This is a genomic window from Pseudomonas gorinensis, assembly GCF_042015035.1.
In the GTDB taxonomy this organism is placed as follows: Bacteria; Pseudomonadota; Gammaproteobacteria; order Pseudomonadales; family Pseudomonadaceae; genus Aquipseudomonas; species Aquipseudomonas gorinensis.
Map to the genome: position 1 here is coordinate 1,140,578 of NZ_CP167125.1, position 25,893 is coordinate 1,166,470.

The 25,893-nt window shown below is 62.1% G+C and carries 21 protein-coding genes and 2 pseudogenes; 12 read left to right on the plus strand and 11 right to left on the minus strand.

Annotated features, from left to right (window positions below; translation table 11 throughout):
- Positions 1-51: 51 nt before the first annotated feature.
- The 3 genes and pseudogenes from AB7933_RS05045 to AB7933_RS05055 all read right to left on the minus strand — a co-directional run bounded on the left by AB7933_RS05045 (position 52) and on the right by AB7933_RS05055 (position 3,416).
- Positions 52-1,221, minus strand: a complete 1,170-nt coding sequence (locus AB7933_RS05045; RefSeq protein WP_024073219.1) for a hypothetical protein — start codon at positions 1,219-1,221, stop codon at positions 52-54.
- 122 nt (positions 1,222-1,343) lie between these two features.
- Positions 1,344-3,044, minus strand: a complete 1,701-nt coding sequence (gene acpA / locus AB7933_RS05050) for an acid phosphatase (RefSeq protein ID WP_024073220.1) — start codon at positions 3,042-3,044, stop codon at positions 1,344-1,346.
- Between the two features lie 94 nt (positions 3,045-3,138).
- A pseudogene (locus AB7933_RS05055) lies at positions 3,139-3,416 on the minus strand (hypothetical protein).
- Between the two features lie 143 nt (positions 3,417-3,559).
- On the opposite strand from AB7933_RS05055, the gene AB7933_RS05060 reads away from it, so the two are divergent.
- Complete coding sequence (locus tag AB7933_RS05060; protein ID WP_024073222.1) at positions 3,560-3,850, plus strand: nucleotidyltransferase family protein; 291 nt, start codon at positions 3,560-3,562, stop codon at positions 3,848-3,850.
- Positions 3,847-4,191 carry a DUF86 domain-containing protein gene (locus AB7933_RS05065; RefSeq protein ID WP_024073223.1) on the plus strand — a complete coding sequence of 115 codons (345 nt, stop codon included), beginning with the start codon at positions 3,847-3,849 and terminating at the stop codon, positions 4,189-4,191. Before AB7933_RS05060 ends, AB7933_RS05065 begins: the two co-directional genes overlap by 4 nt.
- A gap of 37 nt (positions 4,192-4,228) precedes the next feature.
- On the opposite strand, the gene AB7933_RS05070 is transcribed toward AB7933_RS05065, so the two are convergent.
- Positions 4,229-5,647: a short-chain fatty acid transporter gene (locus AB7933_RS05070; RefSeq protein ID WP_024073224.1), complete on the minus strand. Its 1,419-nt coding sequence runs from the start codon at positions 5,645-5,647 to the stop codon at positions 4,229-4,231.
- A 185-nt stretch (positions 5,648-5,832) separates the two neighbouring features.
- On the opposite strand from AB7933_RS05070, the gene AB7933_RS05075 reads away from it, so the two are divergent.
- A complete protein-coding gene (locus AB7933_RS05075) occupies positions 5,833-7,122 on the plus strand; it encodes an MFS transporter (RefSeq protein ID WP_024073225.1) in 1,290 nt (429 codons plus the stop codon).
- Positions 7,123-7,125: 3 nt separating this feature from the next.
- Here AB7933_RS05075 and AB7933_RS05080 read toward each other — a convergent pair whose 3' ends face one another.
- The gene (locus AB7933_RS05080; protein ID WP_024073226.1) at positions 7,126-8,496 is read right to left on the minus strand and encodes a gluconate:H+ symporter; all 1,371 of its coding nucleotides are present in this window, start codon (positions 8,494-8,496) and stop codon (positions 7,126-7,128) included.
- 216 nt (positions 8,497-8,712) lie between these two features.
- Between AB7933_RS05080 and AB7933_RS05085 the strand changes: the two genes are divergently transcribed.
- The 4 genes from AB7933_RS05085 to AB7933_RS05100 all read left to right on the plus strand — a co-directional run bounded on the left by AB7933_RS05085 (position 8,713) and on the right by AB7933_RS05100 (position 15,237).
- Entirely contained in the window at positions 8,713-9,618 is a 906-nt protein-coding gene (locus tag AB7933_RS05085; protein ID WP_024073227.1) for a cation diffusion facilitator family transporter, read from the plus strand.
- Positions 9,619-9,726: 108 nt separating this feature from the next.
- Positions 9,727-10,950 carry a TolC family protein gene (locus AB7933_RS05090; protein WP_024073228.1) on the plus strand — a complete coding sequence of 408 codons (1,224 nt, stop codon included), beginning with the start codon at positions 9,727-9,729 and terminating at the stop codon, positions 10,948-10,950.
- An 18-nt stretch (positions 10,951-10,968) separates the two neighbouring features.
- Positions 10,969-12,075 carry an efflux RND transporter periplasmic adaptor subunit gene (locus AB7933_RS05095; RefSeq protein WP_024073229.1) on the plus strand — a complete coding sequence of 369 codons (1,107 nt, stop codon included), beginning with the start codon at positions 10,969-10,971 and terminating at the stop codon, positions 12,073-12,075.
- Positions 12,076-12,093: 18 nt separating this feature from the next.
- Entirely contained in the window at positions 12,094-15,237 is a 3,144-nt protein-coding gene (locus AB7933_RS05100) for a CusA/CzcA family heavy metal efflux RND transporter (RefSeq protein WP_024073230.1), read from the plus strand.
- A 115-nt stretch (positions 15,238-15,352) separates the two neighbouring features.
- Here AB7933_RS05100 and AB7933_RS05105 read toward each other — a convergent pair whose 3' ends face one another.
- The 3 genes from AB7933_RS05105 to AB7933_RS05115 all read right to left on the minus strand — a co-directional run bounded on the left by AB7933_RS05105 (position 15,353) and on the right by AB7933_RS05115 (position 19,086).
- Positions 15,353-16,756 carry a heavy metal sensor histidine kinase gene (locus tag AB7933_RS05105; protein WP_024073231.1) on the minus strand — a complete coding sequence of 468 codons (1,404 nt, stop codon included), beginning with the start codon at positions 16,754-16,756 and terminating at the stop codon, positions 15,353-15,355.
- Positions 16,753-17,427 carry a heavy metal response regulator transcription factor gene (locus AB7933_RS05110; protein ID WP_024073232.1) on the minus strand — a complete coding sequence of 225 codons (675 nt, stop codon included), beginning with the start codon at positions 17,425-17,427 and terminating at the stop codon, positions 16,753-16,755. The genes AB7933_RS05105 and AB7933_RS05110 overlap by 4 nt, the downstream gene beginning before the upstream one ends.
- A 339-nt stretch (positions 17,428-17,766) precedes the next feature.
- A complete protein-coding gene (locus AB7933_RS05115; protein ID WP_024073233.1) occupies positions 17,767-19,086 on the minus strand; it encodes an OprD family porin in 1,320 nt (439 codons plus the stop codon).
- 225 nt (positions 19,087-19,311) lie between these two features.
- On the opposite strand from AB7933_RS05115, the gene AB7933_RS05120 reads away from it, so the two are divergent.
- The 3 genes and pseudogenes from AB7933_RS05120 (at position 19,312) to AB7933_RS05130 (ending at position 20,462) form a co-directional block, all read left to right on the plus strand.
- Positions 19,312-19,644 carry a DUF2790 domain-containing protein gene (locus AB7933_RS05120; protein ID WP_024073234.1) on the plus strand — a complete coding sequence of 111 codons (333 nt, stop codon included), beginning with the start codon at positions 19,312-19,314 and terminating at the stop codon, positions 19,642-19,644.
- Between the two features lie 85 nt (positions 19,645-19,729).
- Positions 19,730-19,836 (plus strand): annotated as a pseudogene (locus AB7933_RS05125) (methyl-accepting chemotaxis protein); the annotation flags it as partial.
- Between the two features lie 50 nt (positions 19,837-19,886).
- The gene (locus AB7933_RS05130; RefSeq protein WP_024073235.1) at positions 19,887-20,462 is read left to right on the plus strand and encodes a flavin reductase family protein; all 576 of its coding nucleotides are present in this window, start codon (positions 19,887-19,889) and stop codon (positions 20,460-20,462) included.
- 40 nt (positions 20,463-20,502) lie between these two features.
- On the opposite strand, the gene AB7933_RS05135 is transcribed toward AB7933_RS05130, so the two are convergent.
- A complete protein-coding gene (locus AB7933_RS05135) occupies positions 20,503-21,312 on the minus strand; it encodes an AraC family transcriptional regulator (protein ID WP_024073236.1) in 810 nt (269 codons plus the stop codon).
- A 138-nt stretch (positions 21,313-21,450) separates the two neighbouring features.
- On the opposite strand from AB7933_RS05135, the gene AB7933_RS05140 reads away from it, so the two are divergent.
- Positions 21,451-22,089, plus strand: a complete 639-nt coding sequence (locus tag AB7933_RS05140) for a LysE family transporter (RefSeq protein ID WP_024073237.1) — start codon at positions 21,451-21,453, stop codon at positions 22,087-22,089.
- A gap of 43 nt (positions 22,090-22,132) precedes the next feature.
- A complete protein-coding gene (gene ddlA, locus AB7933_RS05145; protein WP_024073238.1) occupies positions 22,133-23,227 on the plus strand; it encodes a D-alanine--D-alanine ligase in 1,095 nt (364 codons plus the stop codon).
- 55 nt (positions 23,228-23,282) lie between these two features.
- Here ddlA and pgeF read toward each other — a convergent pair whose 3' ends face one another.
- Positions 23,283-24,005 carry a peptidoglycan editing factor PgeF gene (gene pgeF / locus AB7933_RS05150; RefSeq protein WP_024073239.1) on the minus strand — a complete coding sequence of 241 codons (723 nt, stop codon included), beginning with the start codon at positions 24,003-24,005 and terminating at the stop codon, positions 23,283-23,285.
- A gap of 23 nt (positions 24,006-24,028) precedes the next feature.
- Complete coding sequence (gene ggt, locus AB7933_RS05155; RefSeq protein WP_093235691.1) at positions 24,029-25,858, minus strand: gamma-glutamyltransferase; 1,830 nt, start codon at positions 25,856-25,858, stop codon at positions 24,029-24,031.
- Positions 25,859-25,893: the final 35 nt, after the last annotated feature.

Genomic DNA, 25,893 nt, shown 5'->3' on the forward strand with positions numbered 1-25,893 from the left:
GAACCGATTTCTACTGTCAGAGTTGACAGTAGAAATCGGTTTTTTTGCGCTTTAGAGCGCTGGAATGCCGATCGATGGGGTGGGAACGGCGTTTTTAAGCTGTTTGAGCTGTGACTTGATCGCGGGCGTGGCGCATTTGGCATTCGCCTGTTCGGGGCTCAGGTTGCGCACCGAGGTATAGAACAATTCACAGGTCTGTTCTTTGCGCGTGACCTGCCAGGTGTTCATGCATGCCTTGAGTAGCACATTCGGATCGCTCGCCGGTTTTTGCCCCATCCCGGCTTGCCAGCAGGCGGCACTCAGGTCCTGGCCCATCACTTTCAAGCCTGCTTCGTCAGCCTTCTGCTCGTCGCCGTCATAGGTGTCGGGGCTGGCCGCATACCAGATGTAGCTGGGATGGTTGGAGCCCAGGACCGACACGGTTTTACCCGCTTCCGGGCTGATTTGCGCCAGGCCCAGCACTCCCACGGTTTGCCCGTATTGTTGCTTGATCCAACTGCGCACCGGCGCGCCGAACGCGACCATTGGCAATGAGCCGCTGGGCCGCACGCTCAGTTCCTTGACCATGCGGGTCTGGTAGTCGGTGAAGTAACCGTAGACGCTCTCCAAGTCCTTGCCGGCGTTGGACGGTGCGGCGATGGGCGCGATGTCGATGATGGTCTGGTAGGCCGGGGTTTCGGTGGCCGGTATGCCATTGTCGGTGAGCAAGGTGGCCCAGCGGTCGGTGGTGGCCGATTCCAGGTAATCCTGGGCCTGGGTCAGTGAGTAATCCGGGGGGAAGTGCAGCAGCTCAATGCTCTTGCGGTTTTCCAGGGCCATGCCCAACGGCAGGAACAGGTACCAGTTGTAGGCCCACTTGCCGTCGACGTTGAGCTTGCTGGCGCCCCGGTAGGCCAGGTCGGCGGTGTCGAGCAGTGCCGTCAGCGGGTGCCCGTAGCTGTCGGGTACGCCACTGAAGGTCGCGACGACCTGGCCCTCATGGGTTTTGACACTGACCTTGGCCCGACTGTAGCCGTCGCGTTGCAGGCTTTGGTTCAGGTAATGCTCGACGGTCTGCTCCAGCGTCCATGGACGAAAGCAGATCACGTTGCAGTTATTGGGGTAAGCGAACAACTGGGTCACCCGTTGCGGGCTACCCAGGGGTACTTCGATGTCGGCCTGTACCACCGCACTGGCCATCAGTGCGGCCAGGGCGAAGGACAGCCTGGTCGATTTGAACATACTTGATTCCTTGTCAGCGAAAGCCCGTCTGCGCGGGATGAAAGCCCACCTCCACACAGTAGCGGCTGACCGGGAAAACCGCGTCCTAAATCGTCGGGTGTGTCGTTATTGGATAAGCCGTCCTACACGCTGAACTGCAAGGCATTGCTCAAATCGCCCATGGGTTTCTGGCCGCGGGCAATCATCGCGTCATCCCGCTGCTTGAGGCCGTCCAAGGTCTCCAGCTGGAAGACTCGGGTAATCAGGCGCAGGATCGACGCCGTGTCGTACACCGTATGGTCCACCGTGCCTTTGCGCGCAAAGGGTGACACCACCAGCGCCGGCACTCGCGTACCAGGGCCCCAGCGGTCGCCCTTGGGCGGTGCCACGTGGTCCCACCAGCCACCGTTTTCATCGACAGTGACCACCACCACCATGTTTTTCCACTGCGGGCTCTCCTGCAGCACCTTCAGGGCACGCACGATATGGCGGTCGCCGGAGGCCACGTCGGCATAACCCGCGTGCATATTGAGGTTGCCCTGGGGTTTGTAGAAGGTCACGGCGGGGAGCTTGCCCGCCTTGGCGTCGGCGAAGAACTTGTTGGTGCTGGATTCGTCGCCCAAGCCCGCGTCGCGCAGGCGCTTGTCACGCTCCGCACGGTTTTCGGGCCCTTGCTGCTTGAAGTAGTTGAACGGCTGGTGGTGATACTGGAAATTCGGGATCTTCGGAATGCCGCCCGAGTCCTTGAATTGGTCCAGCGTCGCCTGCCAGGCCCCGGCGTACCAGGCCCAGTCGACGTTCTTTTTCGATAGCTTGTCGCCGATGTGTTCGTGGGTTTGCGGCACCAGCACGTTGGGCAGGTCGGCTTTGGCGTAGTCCGGGTTTTCCGGGTCGCGAATCCAGGTCGGCCAGTAGGGCGGGGCCAGGGTGTTCACGCCGTAACCGTCAGGGGTCAGCGCACTGGGGCCGAACTGCGGCGGGCCGGTCATGGCGCTGGCCGGGGATTTATCCAGGGGTTTGAGGCGCGGGTCAGTCGGGTCATCGCTTTGCAGCGTGGCGATCTGCGCCTTGGCCACCGACTGCGCGGCATTCGGATAAAACGGCGCGGTGGCGCTGATCAGGTACTGGTGGTTGAGGAACGAACCGCCGAAGGCACCCTGGAAGAAGTTATCGCAGAGCACGAACTCCTTGGCCACGTCCCACAAGCGTAGGGAATAACGGCTCTGGGCGTAATGCCCCATCACCAGGCCACCGGAGTCGGCCCAGGCAACGAAACCATCGTTCTTGCCGCCGTTGATCTGCATCTGGTTCTGATAGAACACGTGCCACAAGTCGCGGGTGACCAGGCTCAAGGGCAGGTCTTCGGCGTTCGGGCCCTTGAGGGCGAACGGGGCGTTGGGCAGGTTTTCCTGGAACTGCACTTCGCTGGGGTAGGTCACCCCATCCACGCTTTGCGGGCCGACCTGCAACACACCGCCCCAGACGGGGGGCAGGGTGGTCAATAAGCTGCCGTCGCGGTCGCGTTGCTGCGTGTCGGCGGCAGAAAGCGCCGACAGCGGTTTCTCAACGCCGGGGAAGTCCGCAAACAGATTGTTGAAGCTGCGGTTCTCGGCATAGATCACTACCACGGTCTTCACCTGGTCGTGCAACGCCTTGTCCAGCTCCTGCGGTGTGAGCGGGCGTGCCACTGGCTTGCCCGGTGCTTCGCTGCCATTGCCGCAGGCACTCAAGGTCGCGCCAACCCCCAGCACCGCCGCGCCCCCCAGGAAGCGCCGACGGCTGGTATCTACCGGCGGTTGGGCGATGGAGTCGGGGGCAGGGCGGTCTTCGTGATCGTCACTCATTGCGGGGAGTCCTTGCTGGCGAGATGTTGCAAGATATTTCGCAGGACGGTAGCAATGCAATGTGACGAAAGGAAGACAGGCGGGTGTCAAGGGATCACAGCAGACGCAATGCCAATTGGCTACCAGCCCGCAAGTACTCCACCTGCGCCGTCAGCGCATCCTTGACGATGGCTTCGCCTGTGTCGGTCAGTCTGGTTTTTTTGCATCAATGACACTGGTTTGCAGGAGTTGCATGGCGACATCCATGGCTTTTTGGAACGCTGTCACGTTGTTATGCCGGCCGAACGCCTGGACAACTGCACTCATGCGACGGTCAGCATCGTCGCGCAGGGCCTTGTACTCAACGAAGGAGACGTTGTCATCCCGATTGATGACGGCCTAGGTGTTTCAAAAGACCCTGCCGAATCTTCCCGATACTTCGCCAGGGCATTAGAAATGCTGTGATGAGCTTCATATGTCTACAGGAGGCGAGCGCTGCTAGACTGGCTCGATAATGGCTGTCACCGAGGTGAACCGTGAAACCTTCAACTGCCCTTGACTTACAGCGAGCCGCCGTCAGAGAAGTGGTGGGCCGTTTTCGCATCTCAAATCCCAGGGTGTTTGGATCTGTGTTACGAGGTACTGACGTAGAGGGTAGCGACCTTGATCTTTTGGTCGACGCCCCCCCCGGAACCACTCTTTTTGATCTGGGTGGGCTTCAGGTCGAGCTTGAGGATCTGCTCGGGGTCAATGTTGACTTGCTGACGCCTGCCGATTTGCCTGTGAAGTTTCGCGCAAAAGTGTTGGCAGAGGCTCGGCAGATATGACGTCGAACCGCCTTGGGGATTATTTGAATCACATCAGGCAGGCCGCAACTGACGCGATCACCTTTGTCGAAGGCTTGAGCAAAGAGGAGTTTCTGGAAGACAGGCGTACTCAACAAGCAGTGATCATGAGTTTGATCATCTTGGGTGAAGCGTCGACAAAAATCATGGATCAGCACCCGGAGTTCACGGTGGGTCATCCACAGATTCCTTGGCGGAGCATGCGTGGAATGCGCAATCGGATAGCCCACGGTTATTTCGATATCAACCTTGATGTGGTTTGGGACACAATCCAGAGCGCATTGCCCGATTTATTGGCGCGACTCCCCAGTGCCCCTGCATGAATGCACCTGTTGCAACAACAGGTGCGTCACCCGCAGATTAAGGCATCACCGGCGGCAAATACTTCAACGTCGTCCCCAACGCCCACAACAAAAACAACACCAGCGGCGTGTGCACCAGCAACTGCACGAATGAAAACCCGATCAAATCCCGCGCCTTCAGCCCCAGCACCCCCAGCAACGGCAGCATATAGAACGGGTTGATCAGGTTCGGCAGTGCTTCGGCGGCGTTGTAGATCTGCACCGCCCAGCCCAGGTGGTATTGCAGGTCATTGGCCACTTGCATCACGTAAGGCGCTTCGATGATCCACTTGCCGCCGCCCGACGGGATAAAGAATCCCAGCACCGCCGAGTACACGCCCATCAACAGCGCGTACGTATCGTGGGAGGCGATGGAGGTGAAGAACGTCGAGATGTGGTGCGCCAGGGTCTGGCCGTCGCCGCCCTTGACCACGGTCATCAGCGCGGCGATCGAGCCGTACAGCGGGAACTGGATCAGCACGCCGGTGGTTGTCGGCACGGCGCGGGCCACTGCATCGAGGAAGCTGCGCGGGCGCCAGTGCAGCAGCGCCCCGACCATGATGAACAGGAAGTTATAGGTGTTCAGCCCCGAGATGGCGCTGATCGCCGGCTTGGTCGAGAACTCATGGAACAGCCAGCCGGCTGCCAGCAGCGCCAGCAGGATGGTCAGCAACGGGCTGTGTTCCAGCCATTCGCCAGGGCGGGTCGGGGCTTGCGGTTTGGGCAGGTTGAAGGCCGGGTCGACGCCGCAGGCCTTGGCGTCACGTGCGCTGTTCGGACCGGGGGCGGTGGCGTAGGCGATGATCAGCGACACCACGATCAGCGCCAGCAACAGCACGCCCGATTGCCACAGGAAGATCGTGTCAGTGAACGGGATCACCCCGGTGATCGACAGGATCGACGGCGGCAGGCTGGCCGGGTTGGCCTGCAATTGCGCGGCCGACGACGACAGCCCCAGCGCCCATACTGCACCGAGGCCCAGGTAGGCCGCCGCGCCAGCCGCGCGGTAGTCCATGCGTAAATCCGTACGACGGGCCAGTGCGCGCACCAGCAACCCGCCGAACACCAGGGACAAGCCCCAGTTGAGCAAGGAGGCAACCATGGAGATCAACGCCACCCACGCCACGGCCGAGCGACCGTTCCTGGGGATGCGTGCCAGGCGATCAATCAACTTCACCGCCGGCGGCGAACTGGCCACGACATAACCGCCGATCACCACAAAGGCCATCTGCATGGTGAACGGGATAAGGCTCCAGAAGCCATCTCCAAAGGCTTTTGCGGCTTCGGCGGGGGCAGCGCCCATGCCCAGGGTCGCCACAGCCACAATGATCACGGCGAGCGCGGCAAACACCCAGGAGTCAGGGAACCAGCGCTCGGCGAAGTTTGAACAACGCAGGGCAAATCGGGCATAGCGGCTTTCTTCGATAGCATTGGCCACGAGTCATTCCTCTTGTATTTATTATGGTTTTGGCAGTTTTACGGCATGTTCCGCTACGGCCATTGATATGGGAATGCAGTTATCTTCATCGATCCATGAGGAAAACAAATATATCCGCCGCGATTGCCATCAACCGGCTCAGCTCATAACCTGCACGCCATTTTGTTTGCCTGCCGAGCCTCAACATGACTGCCACCTCTGTTCTACAGGCGCAGCGTTTTTCTCGCTCCGACTACAAAACCCTGGGCCTGGCCGCCCTGGGCGGAGCCTTGGAAATCTACGACTTCATTATCTTCGTGTTTTTCGCGCTGACCCTCAGCCAACTGTTCTTCCCGCCCGAAATGCCCGAGTGGCTGCGCCTGCTGCAAAGCTTTGGCATCTTCGTCACCGGGTACCTGGCGCGGCCGCTGGGCGGCATCCTGATGGCGCACTTCGCCGACCATCTGGGGCGCAAGCGCGTGTTCAGCCTGAGCATCCTGATGATGGCATTGCCCTGCCTGCTTATCGGGATCATGCCAACCTACGCGCAAATCGGTTATTTCGCACCGCTGATCCTGCTGGTACTGCGCGTATTGCAAGGCGCAGCGGTGGGCGGCGAAGTCCCCAGCGCCTGGACCTTCGTCGCCGAACATGCACCGCGTCATCACCGTGGTTACGCGTTGGGCTTCCTGCAAGCCGGGCTGACCTTCGGCTACCTGCTTGGTGCGCTGACGGCCACGGTGCTGGCGCAGGTCTTCACCCCGGCTGAAATCCTCGACTACGCCTGGCGTTTCCCCTTCCTGCTCGGCGGCGTATTCGGCGTGATCGGCGTCTGGCTGCGCCGCTGGCTCAGCGAAACCCCGGTGTTCCTGGAAATGCAGGCTCGCCGCCAAGCCGCTGCCGAACTGCCGCTGCGCACCGTATTGCGCGACCATCGCGCCGTCTTGCTGCCGGCGATGATCCTCACCTGCGTGCTCACTTCCGCGGTGGTGGTCCTGGTGGTCATCACCCCGACCATGATGCAGAAAACGTTCGGCATGACGCCCAGCCACACCTTCGCCTTGAGCGCCCTGGGCATCGTGTTCCTGAACATCGGCTGCGTGCTCGCCGGCCTGTTGGTGGACCGCATCGGCGCCTGGCGCGCGGTGCTGGTCTACAGTCTGCTGCTGCCGGTGGGTATTTTCGTGCTGTACGCCAGCCTGATCAGCGGCGGCATCTGGCTCGGCGCCGCGTACGCGCTGGCGGGCTTGAGTTGCGGTGTTGTGGGCGCGGTGCCGTCGGTGATGGTCGGCCTGTTTCCGGCGCAGGTGCGAGTATCGGGGATTTCCTTCACCTACAACATCGCCTATGCAGTGTGGGCGAGTACCACGCCGCTGATGTTGATCGCGTTGATGCCCACCAGCCCCTGGATTTGTGTGGGGTATTGCGTGGTGATGGGCGCGGTGGGGGTTGGGAGTGTGGCGCTGTTTGGCAAGCGCCACACCTTGACTGCCTGAGCGTCAGGTCAAGAAGTGCCACAGCAGCAGCGTACCAACCAAACCGACGACTGACACAATGGTCTGCAACACCGACCACACCCAAATCGTCTGCTTCAACTGCAGGCCAAAGTACTCACGGACCATCCAGAACCCGGCGTCGTTGACGTGGCAGAAGAACACCGAGCCGGCGCCGATGGCCAGTGCCACCAATGAGCTTTGCGTCGCCGCCAGCCCAGCCATCATCGGTGCGAGGATGCCGGCGGTGGTGGTGGTTGCCACCGTGGCTGAACCGGTGGCCTGGCGCAGGGCCACGGCGATCAGCCAGGCCAGCAACAGATACGGCATGTGCGCGCCTTCGGCGACCTTGCTGATGGTCTGGCTGACGCCGGCGTCGAGCAAGGTTTGCTTGAGGCCGCCGCCGGCACCGATGGTCAGCAGCAGCACGGCAATAGGCGCGAGGGCCTTGCGCAGGGTGTTGCCAACATCGGCGCGTGGCATGCCGGCGGCCCAGCCCAGGCAAACGACGGCGGCGATGACCGCCAGGCCAAGGGCAATCAGCGGTTCACCGAGGAACTTCAAGGTCAAGCCGAGCGTGCTGTCGGCCGGCAGCGCGACTTTGGCCAGGGTGCTGCCGAGCATCAGAATCACCGGCAGCAAAATGATCAGCAACGACACGCCAAAGCTCGGCTGGCGCGGGGCCTTGGGCGGTGCGCTGAACAGCGCGCCGATGTCGGCCGGTTCATCCACGTGCAGGCGCTTGGACAACCAGTTGCCATACAGCGGCCCAGCCAGGATCACCGCCGGCACCGCCAGGCAGAAGCCCAGCAACATGGTCAGGCCCAGGTCGGCGTGCAACGCGCCCACCGCGATCAGCGGCCCTGGGTGCGGTGGCATCAGGGCGTGCAGGGTGGTCATGCCCGCCAGCGCCGGGATGGCGATTTTCAGCAGCGGCTGGTTCGAACGTTTGGCCATCACGAAGATGATCGGCACCATCATCACCAGCCCCACTTCGAAGAACAGCGGTAGGCCGATCACCATGGCCACCAGCGCCATTACCCACGGCAAAGACTTGCCCTTGCCCAATCCGAGCAAGGTGGTGGCGATGCGGTCGGCCGCGCCGGATTCGGCCATCAACGCGCCCAGCATCGAGCCCAGCGCGATGATGATGCCGGCTTCACCGAGGATTGCCCCGGCGCCTTTGCTGAAGGCTTTGGCAACTTCTTCGGGCGGCAACCCGGCGCCGACACCCGCGATAAAGGTGCCGATCAGAATCGACAGGAACGGCGGCAACTTGGTCGCGCTGATCAGCACGATGATGCTGGCGATGGCCAACAGGACGCAAAACATGAGGCGGGTGTCGTGAACCATCCACGCAGCAGTCGATAACACCAAGACGGGACTCCTTATCGAACAGGTTGGGAAATATGTTTCTTTTTGTTTCCTGCTCGAAAAGCATACCTGATACAACTGTTCCAGAGCGTTCAAGTGCACTTTTGGTGCACCAAGGATGACGCGCTGCTGGCGCGCGGATGACAATTTTGCAACCTGTAGCGGTGACGTTGGCCTATAGCGCTATGATCCGCCGCACCCGTCTCAAGAGGATTTTCCATGAGCGCAGGACATAGCCACGCCCAGGTACGCGCCGGTCACGAACGGTTGTTATGGATCGCCCTCGGCTTGACCGGCAGCTTCATGATTGCCGAGGTCATCGGCGCGTTTATCACCGGCAGCCTGGCGCTGTTATCCGATGCCGCACACATGATGACCGACGCCCTGGCCCTGGGCATTTCCCTGGTGGCGATCCAAGTGGCCAAGCGCGCCGCCGACCGCAAGCGCACGTTCGGCTATGCGCGTTTCGAAATTCTCGCGGCAGCGTTCAACGCGTTGCTGTTGTTCGCCGTTGCGTTCTACATCCTCTACGAGGCGTATCAACGCCTGCGTGAACCCGCCGAGATCCAGTCCACCGGCATGCTGGTGATTGCCGTGCTGGGGTTGATCGTCAACCTGATCGCCATGCGCCTGCTCAGCGCCGCCAGCGGCGAAAGCCTGAACGTGAAGGGCGCCTACCTCGAAGTCTGGAGCGACATGCTCGGCTCCATTGGCGTGATCATCGCGGCGGTGGTGATTCTGTTTACCGGTTGGGGCTGGGTCGACTCGCTGGTCGCGGCCGCGATTGGTTTCTGGGTGTTGCCCCGCACCTGGACGTTACTCAAGGAGAGCATGAACGTGCTGCTGCAGGGCGTGCCGGACGGTATCGATATCGATCAGGTGGAGCAGGCTATTCGCAGTGTGCCTGGGGTCAAGGACGTGCACGACCTGCATATCTGGGCGCTCACCAGTGGCAAGAACGTGCTGAGCACGCACCTGGTGGCGGATTCGGCGTCCGGCACGGAACAACACATCCTCACCCAGGTGACGGAATTGCTGCATGAGCAATTTGATATTTCCCACGCGACGGTCCAGGTCGAAGGCGACGGCTTCGAGCATGACGAACATGACGAGGTGCATGCCTGATCCTGGCTAACGGATTTGTAATGTTCTGCCCACCGCCCTGATAAGTACCGAACGCTACAGTGCCCCGGCTTGGATTTGTCCGCCATTCATGGGCCTGGAACTTTCGTTATGCCAACTGGTGCAAGAACATTACTGTGCTCGCTCGTCCTGTTTCTGGCGACGGCGCAAGGGGTCGGTGCACAGACCCTGACCCTCGACTCCGCGCTGCAAACGGCCTTCGCCAACAACCCGGACCTGGCCGCTGCGCGCTGGGAAATCGGGATTGCCGAGGGCGCTCGCCAACAAGCCGGCCTGATCCCCAACCCTGTGGCATCCTGGGATGCCGAGGACACCCGCCGCAGTACCCGCACCACCAGCGTCAAACTCAGCCAGACCCTGGAGCTGGGCGGTAAGCGCGGTGCGCGCATCGATGTGGCCACCCGCGCCCAGGACGCCGCCGCGCTGACCCTGGAACAGCGCCGCAATGGGTTGCGCGCCGATGTCATCGAGGGTTACTACGGCGCCCTGCGCGCCCAGGAACGCCTCGACCTGGCGCAACGCTCGCTGGCCTTGGCCGAACGCGGCCTGGTGGTCGCCAACGGTCGCGTCACTGCCGGCAAATCGTCGCCGGTGGAGGCCACCCGCGCCCAGGTGCAGTTGTCGGAGATCCGCCTTGAATTCAACCGCGCGCAGATGGGCCTGACCGACGCCTATCGCCGCCTCGCCGCCAGCACCGGGAGTGCGGCGACCGACTTCCAGGCCGTCGCCACCCAAGGCCCTGCCACACCGCCATTGCCGTCCGCCGCGCACTTGCTGGCGCGCCTTGAACAGACCGCTGAACTGCGCCTGGCCGAACTGCAGATCCTGCAGGGCGAAGCCAGCATTGGCCTGGAAAAAGCCCAGCGTATTCCCGACCTTGATGTGTCCATCGGCAGCCAATACGACGCCAGCGCGCGCGAGCGGGTGAACCTGGTGGGGGTGTCAATGCCGATCCCGTTGTTCAACCGCAACCAGGGCAACGTGCTCGCCGCCACGCGCCGCGCCGACCAGGCCCGTGACCAGCGCAACGCCGCCGAACTGCGCCTGCGCACCGAAACCCGCCAGGCCCTGGACCAGTGGCAAACCGCTAATACCGAAGTGCGCGCGTTCAACCAGCAGATCCTGCCCGCCGCCCAGAGCGCGGTGGACGCTGCCACCCGCGGCTTCGAGATGGGCAAGTTCAACTTCCTCGACGTGCTTGACGCCCAGCGCACCTTGATCGCCGCGCGCACCCAATACCTCACGGCGACCGCCCAGGCCACCGAGGCCTGGGTACGTATCGAACGGATTTACGGCGACCTCGCCCGGTTCTGATTTTTCCTGGAGTCTGCTATGAACAAAACACACGGCGCGGCGCTTGCTGTCGTCCTTGGCCTGATGCTGTCCAGCGTTGCAAACGCCGAGGAGGAAGAGGGCACGTTGGTGCTCACCGCGCAGCAAATCGAAGCCGCTGGTATTCAACTGGCCCAGGCCCAACCCCGGCCGATCAGCACGCTGTTGTCATTGCCGGGAGAGGTGCGTTTCGACGAAGACCGCACCTCGCATATCGTGCCCCGCGCGGCCGGCGTGGTGGAGGCGGTGAAGGTCAACCTTGGCCAGGCGGTGAAGAAGGGCGAGTTGCTGGCGGTGATCGCCAGCCAACAGATTTCCGATCAGCGCAGCGAGCTGGCGGCCAGCGAGCGCCGGGTCGAACTGGCGCGCACCACCTTCCAGCGCGAACGCCAACTGTGGCAGGACAAAATCTCCGCCGAGCAAGATTACCTGCTGGCGCGCCAGGCCCTGCAAGAAGCCGAAATTGCCCTGAATAACGCGCGGCAGAAGATGACTGCTCTCAGCGGCAGCGCCGTGCTGGTGGGCGGCAATCGTTATGAGCTGCGCGCGCCTTTTGCGGGCGTGGTAGTGGAAAAACACCTTGGCGTCGGTGAGGTGGTCAGCGAGACCAGCAACGCCTTCACCCTCTCGGACCTGTCCCAGGTGTGGGTCACGTTCGGTGTGTTTCCCAAGGACTTGAACAAGGTGCGCGTCGGCAAGCCGGTGAAGGTCAGCTCCACGGAAATGGGCACCGAAGTACTCGGCACCGTGGCCTACGTGGGCAACCTGCTGGGTGAACAGACACGCACCGCCACCGTACGCGTGAGCGTGCCCAACCCCGATGATGCCTGGCGCCCTGGGCTGTTTGTGACCGTGCAAGTGGCCACGGATACCTACCCGGCCAAGGTCACCGTACCGCAAGCCGCGATCCAGACCGTCGAGGACAAGCCCTCGGTGTTTGTGCGCACCGCAGACGGTTTCGTCACCCGCCATCTGGAACTGGGTATCAGCGAAAACGGCTACGTCGAGGTACGCCAGGGCCTCGACGCCGGGGCGCAAGTGGCCACCGTCGGCAGCTTCATCCTCAAGTCCGAACTGGGCAAAGGCTCGGCCGAACACGCCCATTGATCCTGCGAGTGATTTCTCATGTTTGAGCGCCTTATCCAATTCGCCATCGAGCAGCGCATCATCGTGCTGCTGGCGGTGCTGTTGATGGCCGGTGTCGGCATCGCCAGCTATCAGAAACTGCCGATCGACGCGGTGCCCGACATCACCAATGTGCAAGTGCAGATCAACTCCGCGGCCGCGGGTTTTTCGCCGCTGGAAACCGAGCAGCGCATCACCTTTCCCATCGAAACCGCCATGGCCGGTTTGCCCGGCTTGCAGCAGACCCGTTCGCTGTCGCGCGCCGGGTTGTCCCAGGTAACGGTGATCTTCAAGGACGGCACCGACCTGTTCTTCGCTCGCCAACTGGTCAATGAGCGTCTGCAAGTGGCCCGTGAGCAGTTGCCCACCGGCATCGAAACGGCGATGGGGCCGATTTCCACCGGGCTCGGGGAAATTTTCCTGTGGACCGTGGAAGCCGAAGAGGGCGCACGCAAGGACGACGGCACGCCCTACACCCCGACCGACCTGCGGGTGATCCAGGACTGGATCATCAAGCCGCAACTGCGCAACGTGCCGGGCGTGGCCGAGATCAACACCATCGGCGGCTTCGCCAAGGAGTACCAGATTGCCCCCGACCCCAAGCGTCTGGCCGCCTACAACCTGACCTTGAGTGATCTGGTCACGGCGCTGGAGCGCAACAATGCCAACGTCGGCGCCGGCTATATCGAGCGCAGTGGCGAACAGTTGCTGATCCGCGCACCGGGGCAAGTCGCGTCCATCGATGACATCGCCAACATCGTGATCACCACGGCCGATGGCACGCCGATTCGTGTGCGCAATGTGGCCCAGGTTGAGATCGGCCGTGAGCTGCGTACCGGCGCCGCCACGGAAAACGGCCGTGAGGTGGTGTTGGGCACGGTGTTCATGCTGATCGGCGAAAACAGTCGCACCGTGTCCCAGGCGGTGGCGTCGAGGCTGGAGCAAATCAACCGTTCGCTGCCCGAAGGCGTGGTAGCCGTCACGGTCTACGACCGCACCAACCTAGTCGAAAAAGCTATCGCCACCGTGAAGAAAAACCTCTTCGAAGGCGCGCTGCTGGTGGTCGCGGTGCTGTTCCTGTTCCTCGGCAATATCCGCGCGGCGTTGATTACCGCGATGGTGATTCCCCTGGCGATGCTGTTCACCTTTACCGGGATGTTCACCAACAAAGTCAGCGCCAACCTGATGAGCCTCGGCGCGCTGGACTTCGGCATTATCGTCGACGGTGCAGTGGTGATCGTCGAGAACGCCATCCGCCGCCTCGCCCATGCCCAGCAACGGCACGGCCGCCTGTTGACGCGCAGCGAGCGCCTGCACGAAGTCTTCGCCGCGGCCAAGGAAGCCCGCCGCGCCCTGATTTTCGGGCAACTGATCATCATGGTGGTGTACCTGCCGATCTTCGCCCTCACCGGTGTCGCCGGGAAGATGTTCCATCCCATGGCCTTCACCGTGGTGATCGCCCTGCTTGGCGCGATGATTCTGTCGGTGACCTTCGTGCCGGCGGCGATTGCGTTGTTCGTCACCGGCAAGGTCAAGGAGGAAGAAAACCTGGTGATGCGCAGTGCGCGCCGCGCCTATGCGCCGGTGCTCGATTGGGTGATGGCACACCGGCCACTGGTGTTCGGCCTGGCGGTGTTGACCATCGTTGCATCAGGGGTGGTGGCCAGCCGCATGGGCAGTGAATTTATCCCCAGCCTCAGCGAGGGCGACTTCGCCCAACAGGCCCTGCGCGTGCCCGGTACCAGCCTGACGCAATCGGTGCAGATGCAGCAGCAGTTGGAAAAAACCTTGATGGCCCAGGTGCCGGAAATCGAGCGGGTGTTTGCCCGCACCGGCACTGCCGAGATTGCCTCGGACCCCATGCCACCGAATATTTCCGACAGTTACGTAATGCTCAAGCCCAAGGATCAGTGGCCTGATCCGAAGAAGTCGCGGGATGCCCTGATCGCCGATATCCAGCGCGCCAGTGCAATCGTGCCAGGCAGTGCGTACGAGTTGTCGCAACCGATTCAACTGCGCTTCAACGAGTTGATTTCCGGGGTGCGCAGCGACGTGGCGGTGAAGGTGTTTGGCGATGATATGGCGGTGCTCAACGCCACCGCCGGGGAAATCGCCGAGACCTTGCAAAGGCTTGGCGGCGCCTCGGAGGTGAAGGTGGAGCAAACCTCCGGCCTGCCCGTGCTGACCATCAATATCGACCGCGACAAAGCCGCACGTTTTGGCCTGAACGTCGGGGATGTGCAGGACACCATTGCGGTCGCCGTCGGTGGGCGCCAGGCCGGCACGCTGTACGAAGGTGACCGCCGTTTCGACATGGTCGTGCGTTTGTCCGATGCGCTGCGCACCGATATCGACGGCTTGTCGCGGCTGCTGATCCCGGTGCCTGCGTTGGCGGGTAGCGCGTCCGCGCAATTGGGCTTTATCGCCTTGTCCCAGGTCGCCAGCCTGGACCTGGTGCTCGGCCCCAACCAGATCAGCCGCGAGAACGGCAAGCGCCTGGTGATCGTCAGCGCCAACGTGCGTGGGCGGGATATCGGCTCGTTCGTGGACGAGGCCGAGGCGGCCATCAGCGCCCAGGTCAAAGTACCGGCGGGCTACTGGACCACCTGGGGCGGCCAGTTCGAGCAGTTGAAGGAAGCCTCCGAGCGCTTGCGCATCGTGGTGCCGGTGGCGTTGCTGTTGGTGTTCGGCTTGTTGTTCATGATGTTCAACAACCTTAAGGACGGGTTGTTGGTGTTTACCGGAATTCCGTTCGCATTGACCGGTGGGATCATGGCCCTGTGGTTGCGGGATATTCCACTGTCGATCTCGGCGGGGGTGGGGTTTATCGCGTTGTCCGGGGTGGCGGTGCTCAACGGCCTGGTAATGATCGCGTTTATCCGCAACCTGCGTGAGGAAGGACGTTCGTTGTCAATGGCGATCAATGAGGGGGCGTTGACCCGCCTGCGTCCGGTCTTGATGACGGCGCTGGTGGCGTCCCTCGGGTTTATCCCCATGGCCCTGGCCACTGGCACCGGCGCCGAGGTGCAGCGACCGTTGGCGACGGTGGTGATCGGCGGGATTATCTCCTCTACGTTGCTGACCTTGCTGGTGTTGCCGGCGTTGTACCAGTGGGCACATCGCCGTGAAGAGGAGGCTGCCTGACTTCTTTAAAAACACCGCAAAACCATGTGGGAGGGGGCTTGCCCCCGATGGCGGTGGGTCAGTTGATACAGGTGTCAGCTGACACACTGTTATCGGGGGCAAGCCCCCTCCCACTCTAGACCTGCGCTGTTTTCAGGTGCTGGGGAAACACCAGGTTGAACCGCGTGAAGCGCCCGGGCTGGCTGCTGACGTCGGCGTGCCCCTGATGCAGGTGCATGATCGACTGCACAATGGCCAGCCCCAGCCCGGTGCCACCTTCGGCGCGGGTACGGCTGCTGTCGGCGCGGTAGAAGCGTTCGAACAGGTGCGGCAGGTGGTGCGCTTCGATGCCGCGCCCCGGGTTGCCCACCGACAACGACACGTGCTGGTCGTAGGTCTCCACCAGCAGCAACACGCTGGAGCCTTCGGGCGTATGGCGAATGGCATTGGACAGCAAATTGGAAATGGCTCGCTGAATCATCAGGCGATCCCCCATGACCCAGGCGTCGCCGCGCAGGTTCAGGGTCAGGTGCTTGTCTTCGGCACTCAGGGCGAACAGCTCCATCACCCGTTGCGCTTCCTCGCCCAACGAGACCGGGCTAAACCCGGCCCGCGCCGCTGGGTGGCTGACCTGGGCGAGAAACAGCATGTCGGAGACGATGCGCGACAGGCGCTCCATTTCCTCGGTGCAGGATTCCAGCCCGGCCTTGTACTCCTCCAAGGGGCGGTCGCGGGACAACGTGACCTGGGCCTTGCCCATCAGGTTGGTCAACGGCGCACGCAGTTCGTGGGCCAGGTCGTCGGAGAACTGCGACAACTGCCGTACACCGTCATCCAGGCGATGCAGCATGAAATTGATACCCTGGGCCAACTCACCCAGCTCCTTGGGGAGGTTGTCCAGGCTCAGGCGATGGGTCAGGTCCTGGGTGCTGACCTTGGCCGCCACGCGGCTGAACTGCTGCAATGGGGCGAGCCCGCGTTGCACCAGCCACCAGGCGCCCATGCCGATCAGGATCAGCAGCAGCGGCAGGGCGATCACCGTGGAGCGCAGGTAGGCACTGAGCAACGCCTCGTCATCGGAGCGATCCAGTGACAGCAACACACGCACGTTTTCCCCGCTGTGCAATGGCAGCAGGCGGGTGGCACTGAGGATACGGTTGCCACGGTCATCCACCCAGTTCAGGTAGGCCAGGGCCTTGCCGGCGGGTACGTCGAGCAACAGCGGCTGCTGGGGCTTGGCACCGACGCTCAGCAAGACCGGCGCATCGGCTCCGGTGCCCATGATGGTCAGGTAGATGTTGTCGTGGCCCATGATCAGGTCCAGCAGCGAATGGGGGCGGGCGCTGATGTCGTCGAGGTTGAGGCCCTGGCGCAGGCTGTGCTCCAGCTGCTCCAGCTTGTTTTCCAGGCCCCTGCGCGCAAGTTTCTCCAGTTCGTGGGTCAAGGCCAGGTAGGCCAGGGTCGCCAACAGCACGACCAGGCCGGCGCCCATCAGGCTGACCGTCAGGCCCAGGCGCATCGACAGGCTGCTGGTCCTCATGGGCGCGCCTCCAGCACATAGCCGACGCCGCGAATGGTATGGATCAGCTTGACCTCACTCTGGTCATCGACCTTGCCACGCAGGCGGCTGATGGAGACTTCCACTACGTTGGTGTCGCAGTCGAAATTCATGTCCCAGACCAGGGAAATGATCTGCGTGCGGGTCATCACCTCACCGGCCTGGCGCATCAACACGTGCAGCAGGGCGAACTCCTTGGTGGTCAGGTCGATGCGCCGGCTGCCGCGATAGGCGCGATGCCGACGCGGGTCGAGTTCCAGGTCCGCGACACGCAGCACGTCGGGCAACGGAATATGTTCGCTGCGCCGCAGCAAGGTGCGCACGCGGGCCAGCAGTTCGGGAAACTCGAAGGGCTTGACCAGGTAATCGTCGGCGCCCATGTCCAGGCCCTTGATCTTGTCGGCCAGCCGGCCACGCGCGGTCAGCATCATCACGCGTTGATTGCCGTCGCGGCGTAGTTGTTCCAGTACCTCCCAACCGTCGGTGTTGGGCAGGTTGACGTCGAGGATCACCAGTTCATAGGTGTTCTGCCTGGCCAGGTGCAGACCATCGATGCCGCTGGCGGCACAGTCGACGACATAACCACTTTCGGTCAAGCCTTGCTGCAGGTAGTCGGCGGTTTTCTGCTCGTCCTCAACCACAAGGATACGCATGGGGATTTACCTTCAAGTGAAACGAAAGGAGATGACCTCATAGAGGCTTGAATGGGCGTAGGAAAACTCTGAAGCCTGAAGTAACTTTAGGGTCAAGCCGCGTCAGGCCGGTGCGACGATTCGTCACTGAACCGGCACACAAAAAAAACGCCCCGGCTGGGGCGTAAAAATTCATCTCTGTTCCAAAGGAGCTACACAAAAGCCGCAGAGATGAGATGTGTTCGATGCGCAGTATAAAAAGTGCAACTTAACGGGAAGGTGAGGCCGATATTACAGTTCTGACAGACTTCAACTTGTGAACAGATGTAGGGCATCGGCAAGTTAATGTAAGCGGGTGTCTTAGAGCACCGCCAAGGGATATTCGACAATCACCCGGACTTCTTCCAAGTCGGATTCAAACGAACTTGAGCGCACGGTGGCCTGGCGAAGTCGCAGCGACAGATCCTTCAAATTGCCGCTTTGCACCACATACTTGGCTTCGATATCCCGCTCCCAGCGACGTTGGTCGGTCAGCGGGTTGCCGGCGCCATCGCGGCGCATATACACCGCGTTGGCGTTGCTGTAGTCGGCGTCGGTGCCCTTGCCGTAACGGGTCATGAATGACAGGCCGGGAATGCCGAAGGCCTGCATGTCCAGGTCGTAGCGCACCATCCACGAGCGCTCCTTGGGCGAGTTGAAATCGCTGTACTGGATCGAGTTGTTGAGGAAGATCGAGTCCGACTGGCGCAGGTAATCGAAGTCGTCATCGCCGTTGTTGCGCTGGTGCGACACGGCCAGGCTATGGGCGCCAACCTTCACCCCGAGGCGGGCGCTCCAGATGTTGTTGTCGAATTGCCCGAGCAGCTTTTTGCCTTCATCCACCGCCTTGTAATAGTTGACGTCGCCAAACAGCGAGACGTCGTCATTGAGTGGGTAACTGGCGGCGCTGCCGACGTAGTACTGGTCCCAGGCGTCTTTCAGGCGGCTGCTGTACAGGCTGACGCTCAGATGCTTGTTGAGTTGGTAATCGCCGCCGAAATAGCCGATCCAGGGCGAGTCGACCGGGCCGGCATAAAACGTCGCGAAACCTTTGTTCATGCCGCTCTCGTTGGGCTGGCTCATGCCACTCAGGCGCCCACCTTGCACGCTCAAGCCTTCGAGGCTGGTGTTCTGCAAGGTCACACCGCGAAAACTCTCGGGCAATACACGCGAATCGCCGTAGGCCACCACCGGGGTCAGCGGGAATACGTCACCGGCCTTGATCACGGTATCCAGCACGCGCAGTTTCGCGGCGCCGCCGACTTTGCTGTAGTTGTCCTCGGGGTGGTTGCTGCTGTCCACCGGCAGGACGCCGAACGACCCCTTGCCACCGCTGCGGCCGGTGCCCGAGTCGAGCTTTACGCCGACCATGGCAAAGGCGTCCAGGCCGAACCCTACGGTGCCTTGGGTGAAGCCCGATTCGAACTTGCCGATCAGGCCCTGGGCCCAGGCTTCGGAATAGCCATTGCCGGTGGGGCTGGACTGGCCCTTGCGATCATCGCGGTTGAAGTAAAAGTTACGCGCCAGCACGTTCACGCTGCTGCCTTCGATAAAGCCTTCGGGTGTGTCTTCCACGGCCACGGCTGCCAGGGGCAAGGCCGCACACAGTGAAAGGGGAAGTGTGACGTAACGGATACGCATGTTCAGCTCCTCGGTGTTGGCAGTTATCAGCTTCTTATGGAGGTGGGCGTTCTTATTGATCTGGCCCGGGCTGATAGTTGCAAACCGAAGATAACGGCTGCGTGGCGCGGACATTACAATTCTGGAAACTTGCGGCCACCTAACAGATAAGTAATGTTCCAGTGAACATGGCGTCAGGGTTCGCTGGTTAATCTCGGCACTGAACTTTCAGTCGAGGAACCTGTGATGAACTTTTATAAAACTGCCCTGGGTGTATTCATTGCCGTTCTGTCATTCGGTGCGCTGGCCGAAGGCGGCGGCGACCGTACCTTCGCCCTGATGATGGAGCGCAACGAACAAGCCATGGCCGCCTACGCCGCGAAACAGGGCAAGCCGGCGCCCGAGGTGCAGGCGTATCGCTATGGCCTGGAGTTGGACATTTCCAAGGTGGTCAACGTGACGCCGCCGATCCGCTCGTGCAACGCTGTACCGTCGCGGATGACCTATGAAGACTCCAACGGCAAGCTCAATACCCTGGAATACCAAGTGATGGGCGTGTGCCGAAATAACGGCAGTTAATGGCTCTGGAAAAACAATGGGGCGCAGCCTGGAACGGCTCTTCAGAAAACGCCGGCAGCGCCGATGCAGGGCAGTGAATGCCCAGTCCCAAGTGATCGGCAGCATCGTCAAGACCATCAGTGCATCGCCGAACAGACCAACCTGCTGGCGCTCAACGCGGCCATCAAGGCGGCGCGAGCCGACCCGCAGGGCTTGTGCTTGAGGTATCGTAGGCTTTTTCACGTTTGAAGAGCCGACCCTCCATGAGCCCTACCCACCGTCGCCCCGTTCCGCTGTCCAAGGCCTACCGCTTGCTCAACCACGGCCCGACCGTGCTGGTCAGCGCGGCGCATAATGGCCAGCGCAATATTATGGCCGCCGCCTGGGCCATGCCGCTGGACTTTGAACCGCCGAAAGTCGCTGTGGTGCTGGACAAAGCCACCTGGACCCGCCAACTGCTGGAAGGCGCCGGTACCTTCGTGCTGCAAGTGCCTTGCGCGGCGCAGGCCGACCTGGTGCAGACTGTCGGCAACACTACCGGCACCGAGCGCGACAAGTTCGCCGCCTATGGCTTGCACACTTTCCAAGGGGAATACACCGACGCGCCGTTGCTGGAAGGCTGCGTCGCCTGGTTGGAATGCCGGCTGCTGCCCGAACCCCACAACCAGCAGACCTACGACCTGTTCCTCGGCGAAGTGGTCGCGGCCTATGCCGACGAGCGCGTGTTCAGTGATGGCCGCTGGCACTTCGAAGGTTTTGATGAGCTGCGCACCTTGCACCATGTGGCGGGTGGGCATTTCCTCACCATCGGCCAGCCGATTGATGGGCATCAGCTCTAGGCATGTCCCCGTGGTTGAGCGTGTTTCAACGCGGGCGCGGTCAGCGCCCGAGCATCTTCACCCAACGCGATGGCGGCATGCCGTAGGTGCTGCGAAATTGCCGGGTCATATGGCTCTGGTCGGTGAAGCCGGCGGTCATCGCCGCATCCACCAATGATTGGCCCTGGGCCAGCAAGTGACGCACCAGATCCAGCCGGCGCATGGTCAGGTAACGGTAGGGGCTGGTGCCGAACAGCAAACGGAAATCCCGCGACAAGGCCCAGCGATCGCGCCCGGCGTGATCGGCGATTTCATCCAGCGTGATGCTGCGGCCCAGGGCGCTGTGGATAAATTCGCGGGCGCGCTCGGCGGCCACGTAATCGAAGGTCTTGCGGCTGATAATGGCACCGGAGGCGTTACTCAGCGCGTGGGCCAGATCGAACATCGCGTCCTGTTCCTGCAACGGGTCGATAGGGTTATCCAGGTTTTGCAATAACACTTCGCTGGCGCGGAACAGCCTTGGGTCGGTGGATAAACCGTTGGGGATAAACGGCAACGGCTTGCCGCCGAGGATCTGTTGGATCAGCGACGGCTCTACGTAAATCATCCGGTACTTGAAGCCCTCGTCACTGCCGGCGTGGCCGTCGTGGGTCTCATCGGGGTGAAGCACCATGGTCGTGCCGGGCAGGCTGTGGATCATGTCGCCGCGATAATGAAAACTCTGCACGCCGAACAAGGTACGGCCGATGGCGTAGGTGTCATGGCGATGCGGGTCGAACGCGAAGCCGGCAAAGTACGCCTCGATACGGTCCAGGCCGCTGGCGTGCGGGGCGCGGTGCAGCCAGTCGAGAGTGGGGGTGGGTTTACCCATGGTGACTTGTCACAAAAAGAGGTGGAAACACGTTAACCCAGTCTGCGTCCCTTGTCTGCCGGGGTCTTGTACGATTGTGCAGGGGGCAGGCGAGGCCTATGATCGCGGTTCGTGCCCTGTGCTGATGGAGTTGCTCCCATGGATGTTCTCAACCCCGCCTACGTGGCGCCGCTGGTCTCGCTGGCCCTGCTGTGGACGGTGGCAGTGGTCACGCCCGGCCCCAACTTCTTCAACACGGCGCAGCTCGCCGCCAGCTGTTCGCGCCGCCATGGCGTGGTGGCCTCGGCAGGTGTGGCCACCGGGACGATCATGTGGGGGTTGGCGGGTGGCCTGGGCATCAAGTCGCTGTTTACCGCCGCGCCGATGCTGTACCTGGCGTTCAAGATCATCGGCGGCTGCTACCTGATCTACCTCGGGTTGAAACTGTTCAAGCGCTCGGCTCCGGCCATGGGCCAGAGCCTGTTGCCGGACGAACCCCGGCGTTCGTTATTTTCCGCCTGGCGCCTGGGCTTGTTGGGCAACCTGTCGAACCCCAAGGCCGCACTGTTCGTCGCGACCATCTTCGCATCCACCATGCCGCCGTCACCGTCTCCGATGCTGCTGACCCTGGCGGTGATCACCATGGCGACCTTGTCGTTCAGTTGGTACTCCAGCGTGGCGCTGGTGTTTTCCAGCGCGCGCATGGCCAACCTCTACAGCCGTTCGCGTAAATGGCTCGACCGCTTTGCCGGTGGGTGCTACATGCTGTTTGGCGCACATCTGGTAGCGAATCGCTGACCACCCGTGGTAAGAAGCCTTACTTTCAAAAGCGAGGCGGATCATGAGCAAGTTGCGCGTAGGGATTATTTTTGGTGGCCGTTCGGCCGAGCACGAAGTCTCGCTGCAATCGGCGCGCAACATTGTCGATGCCCTTGACCGGTCACGCTTCGAGCCCATCCTGATCGGCATCGACAAGGCCGGCCACTGGCACCTCAACGACACCTCGAACTTCCTGATCAACCAGGAAAACCCGGCCCTGATCGCCCTCAACCAATCCAATCGTGAACTGGCGGTGGTGCCCGGCAAGGCCAACCAGCAAGTGGTGGAAACCTCAGGCAGTGGTTTGCTGGAACACATCGATGTGATCTTCCCCATCGTCCATGGCACCCTCGGCGAGGACGGCTGCCTGCAAGGTTTGCTGCGCATGGCCGACTTGCCTTTTGTCGGCTCTGACGTACTGGGGTCGGCGGTGTGCATGGACAAGGACGTCAGCAAACGCCTGCTGCGCGACGCCGGCATTGCCGTCACCCCGTTCATCACCCTCACGCGCCGTACCGCGGCCCGCACCTCGTTTGAAACGGCCGTGAATACGCTAGGCCTGCCGATGTTCGTCAAACCGGCCAACCAAGGCTCCTCGGTGGGGGTGAGCAAGGTCGCCAACGAAGCCGAATACCACGCGGCCGTCGAACTGGCCTTGGGCTTTGATGAGAAAGTGCTGGTGGAGTCCGCTGTCCAGGGGCGCGAGATCGAATGCGCCGTACTCGGCAACGATAACCCCATCGCCAGCGGCTGCGGCGAGATCGTGGTGAGCAGCGGGTTCTATTCCTACGACAGCAAGTACATCGACGACCAGGCCGCCCAGGTGGTGGTCCCGGCCGATATCAGCACTGAAGCCAGCGAGCGAATTCGCCGCCTGGCGATCGAGGCGTTTGAGGTGCTCGGGTGCGCAGGGTTGGCTCGGGTCGATGTATTCCTCACCGATGACGGTGAAGTGTTGATCAACGAAATCAATTCACTGCCCGGTTTTACCCGTATCAGCATGTACCCCAAGTTATGGCAGGCGGCGGGGATGAGTTACAGCGAGTTGGTGAGCCGGTTGATCGAGCTGGCGCTGGAGCGGCATGCGGGGCGCAAGGGCTTGAAAATCAGCCGCTGAACATACCGAGAGGGCGCTGTGACGAGTGGCCCCGCCACAGGTGGGATGTACGCGCTCAGGGTTTGCGAGCGATCCACGAGTAGATCAGCGTCTTCGTCTCCTGCGGGTGATGGGTCCTTCGGCGGTAGCTGGCAAACAGCGGCGACGTGCAATACGTACACACTTCACTCACCTCGATCTGTTCGCGCCGAACCCCGGCCGCTTGCAGCAGCATCAGCCCATACCGGCTCAGGTCAAACCAGGCACTGTCTGTGTGTCTTGCTTGGGGGGGCGTGATGTGCGGCGCCAGCAGCGGTCGTGGTTGCTCAATGCTCCATGGCGCCCGGTCGTGTTGCCATAAGTGGCCCTGGTCAGCCTGGAACTCGGCAATGAACCCTTCGCTCACTTCATAACAACACGGTTTGATCGATGGCCCGATGGCGACCAGCAACTGATCGACGCCAATCCCTGCGTCGGCAAAGTGCTGCACGGTAGTGGCGACAATCCCGCGTTGCAGGCCTTTCCAGCCGCCATGAACGGCCGCTACGCGTTCGCCATTTTTGGCGGCGAACAGAATGGGCAGGCAATCGGCGGTGATCACTGCGATCGGCTGGTGCTGGCCTGTATGTACCCCATCCGCCTCGATCGTATTGGCCACCTGGCCCGCTTGCCACTCAATCACCGCGGCGCTGTGCACTTGCTTGCAGATGAATACTTCATCTGGCCGCGATGGGTCGTCGATCAAACAAAAACCATGGTCGACACCCGCGAGGGCGCCGAGATTATTGGCCTGCTGCAAGGGGCTTTCTCCGCTGATTGACCTCAGTCACCGTATGCCTCGCCTTCCCGTCGAGGGTCCGCGCCGCCGCTCAGCGATACCTTACCCTGGGCGTCGCGCGTGCGAATGATCGCCTGGATACCGCTGGTCATCTCAATCTCGCTCAGCGCATGGCCCTTGTCCTTGAGTGCCTGTTTCAACACGGGGCTGAACAAACCGCTTTCCAGTTCGGTTGCGCCATTACGGCTGCCAAAGTTGGGTAGGCTGATGGCGGCTTGCGGGTCGAGGTTCCAGTCGAGCATGGCCACCAGTGACTTGCTGACGTACTCGATGATCTGCGACCCGCCCGGCGAGCCCAGTGTGGCCAGCAGCTCACCGCTCTGGCGGTCGAACACCAGGGTCGGCGCCATGGCCGAGCGCGGGCGTTTACCGGGTTGTACGCGGTTGGCCACCGGCTGGCCGTTTTCTTCGGCAATAAACGAGAAGTCGGTCATCTGGTTATTGAGTACAAAGCCCTGGACCATCAGGTGCGAGCCAAACGCGGCTTCCACCGTGGTGGTCATCGACACGGCGCCACCCCAGTCGTCCACCGCTACCACCTGCGAGGTGGAGATGCGCAGCGGCGAGCGGTCGGGGGCGTAGGCCACCTGGATACCGGCCGGCTGGCCGGGCTTGGCGATGCCCAGGCTGCGTTCACCGATCAGCGCGGCGCGTTGGGCCAGGTAGCTCGGCGCGACCAGGCCGGCCACGGGCACCGGTACAAAGTCTGCATCGGCCACATACAGCGCACGGTCGGCAAAGGCCAGGCGACCGGCTTCGGCGATCAGGTGCACGGCTTCGGGTACCGGCTCAAGGCCGGCCGGCGAAGCGCTCTTCACCGGCCTCATGGGGGCGATGGCCAGGCGTGGGTCGCGGGCCTCCAGCGCCTGCAATGTGCCCATGATCTGCGCGATGGCAATCCCGCCCGACGACGGTGGTGGCATGCCACAGATTTTCCAGCGCTTGTAATCGCTACACAGCGGCACGCGTTCCTTTGCCGCGTAGCCCTTGAGGTCGGTTGCCGACAGGCTGCCTGCATTGTGGTTGCCCTGCACCTTGCGGGCGATCTCCTCGGCAATCGGGCCGTTGTACAGCGCGTCCGGACCATCCTGGGCGATGCGCTTGAATACGGCGGCCAGCGCCGGGTTTTTCAGCAGGGTGCCGGTGGCTTTCGGCGTGCCATCGGCATTCAAGAAATAGGCGGCCATGTCTGGCGAGTGCGGGATAAAGCGGTCAGCGGCAATCAGGCTGTGCAAGCGCGGGGAAATCGCGAAGCCCTGTTCCGACAGACGAATCGCAGGCTCGAACAGCTTGGCCCATTGCAGGCGTCCGGTCTTTTTGTGCGCCATGTCCAGTGCACGCAACACACCGGGCGTCGCCACCGAACGCCCGCCAATCTGCGCATCGGTAAACGCCATCGGCTGGCCGTCGGCCTTCAGGAACAAGCGCTCAGTCGCCCCGGCCGGTGCCGTCTCACGGCCGTCATACGCGTGCACGTTTTTTCCGTCCCACAGCATGATGAACGCACCACCGCCGATGCCGGACGATTGCGGTTCCACCAGGGTCAACACGGCCTGCATGGCAATCGCCGCGTCGATGGCAGACCCGCCCTGGCGCAGCATTTCACGCCCGGCCTCGGCCGCCAGCGGGTTGGCGGCGGCCGCCATATGGTGCTGGGCGTGCTGGGTGGTGAGGTCGGCGCGATAGCCCGACCCCAACTCCGGCGCCGGTGGCTGTTCGTTGACGGGGGGGTGGCAGGCCGCGAGGGCCAGGGCTGCGGCAATGATCGTCAACTGACGGCGGTAAATCGAAAACACGCGCTGAACTCCGTTCATTTTGAGAATGATCTGTTGTTCGTGGGTTACTGCGT

What these genes read in the sequence shown, in the direction of transcription:
- AB7933_RS05045 (WP_024073219.1), bottom strand. Translation starts at nt 1,221, where the DNA reads ATGTTCAAATCGACCAGGCTGTCCTTCGCCCTGGCCGCACTGATGGCC.
- acpA (WP_024073220.1), bottom strand. Translation starts at nt 3,044, where the DNA reads ATGAGTGACGATCACGAAGACCGCCCTGCCCCCGACTCCATCGCCCAA.
- AB7933_RS05065 (WP_024073223.1), top strand. Translation starts at nt 3,847, where the DNA reads ATGACGTCGAACCGCCTTGGGGATTATTTGAATCACATCAGGCAGGCC.
- AB7933_RS05075 (WP_024073225.1), top strand. Translation starts at nt 5,833, where the DNA reads ATGACTGCCACCTCTGTTCTACAGGCGCAGCGTTTTTCTCGCTCCGAC.
- AB7933_RS05085 (WP_024073227.1), top strand. Translation starts at nt 8,713, where the DNA reads ATGAGCGCAGGACATAGCCACGCCCAGGTACGCGCCGGTCACGAACGG.
- AB7933_RS05090 (WP_024073228.1), top strand. Translation starts at nt 9,727, where the DNA reads ATGCCAACTGGTGCAAGAACATTACTGTGCTCGCTCGTCCTGTTTCTG.
- AB7933_RS05095 (WP_024073229.1), top strand. Translation starts at nt 10,969, where the DNA reads ATGAACAAAACACACGGCGCGGCGCTTGCTGTCGTCCTTGGCCTGATG.
- AB7933_RS05100 (WP_024073230.1), top strand. Translation starts at nt 12,094, where the DNA reads ATGTTTGAGCGCCTTATCCAATTCGCCATCGAGCAGCGCATCATCGTG.
- AB7933_RS05105 (WP_024073231.1), bottom strand. Translation starts at nt 16,756, where the DNA reads ATGAGGACCAGCAGCCTGTCGATGCGCCTGGGCCTGACGGTCAGCCTG.
- AB7933_RS05110 (WP_024073232.1), bottom strand. Translation starts at nt 17,427, where the DNA reads ATGCGTATCCTTGTGGTTGAGGACGAGCAGAAAACCGCCGACTACCTG.
- AB7933_RS05115 (WP_024073233.1), bottom strand. Translation starts at nt 19,086, where the DNA reads ATGCGTATCCGTTACGTCACACTTCCCCTTTCACTGTGTGCGGCCTTG.
- AB7933_RS05120 (WP_024073234.1), top strand. Translation starts at nt 19,312, where the DNA reads ATGAACTTTTATAAAACTGCCCTGGGTGTATTCATTGCCGTTCTGTCA.
- AB7933_RS05130 (WP_024073235.1), top strand. Translation starts at nt 19,887, where the DNA reads ATGAGCCCTACCCACCGTCGCCCCGTTCCGCTGTCCAAGGCCTACCGC.
- AB7933_RS05135 (WP_024073236.1), bottom strand. Translation starts at nt 21,312, where the DNA reads ATGGGTAAACCCACCCCCACTCTCGACTGGCTGCACCGCGCCCCGCAC.
- AB7933_RS05140 (WP_024073237.1), top strand. Translation starts at nt 21,451, where the DNA reads ATGGATGTTCTCAACCCCGCCTACGTGGCGCCGCTGGTCTCGCTGGCC.
- ddlA (WP_024073238.1), top strand. Translation starts at nt 22,133, where the DNA reads ATGAGCAAGTTGCGCGTAGGGATTATTTTTGGTGGCCGTTCGGCCGAG.
- ggt (WP_093235691.1), bottom strand. Translation starts at nt 25,858, where the DNA reads ATGAACGGAGTTCAGCGCGTGTTTTCGATTTACCGCCGTCAGTTGACG.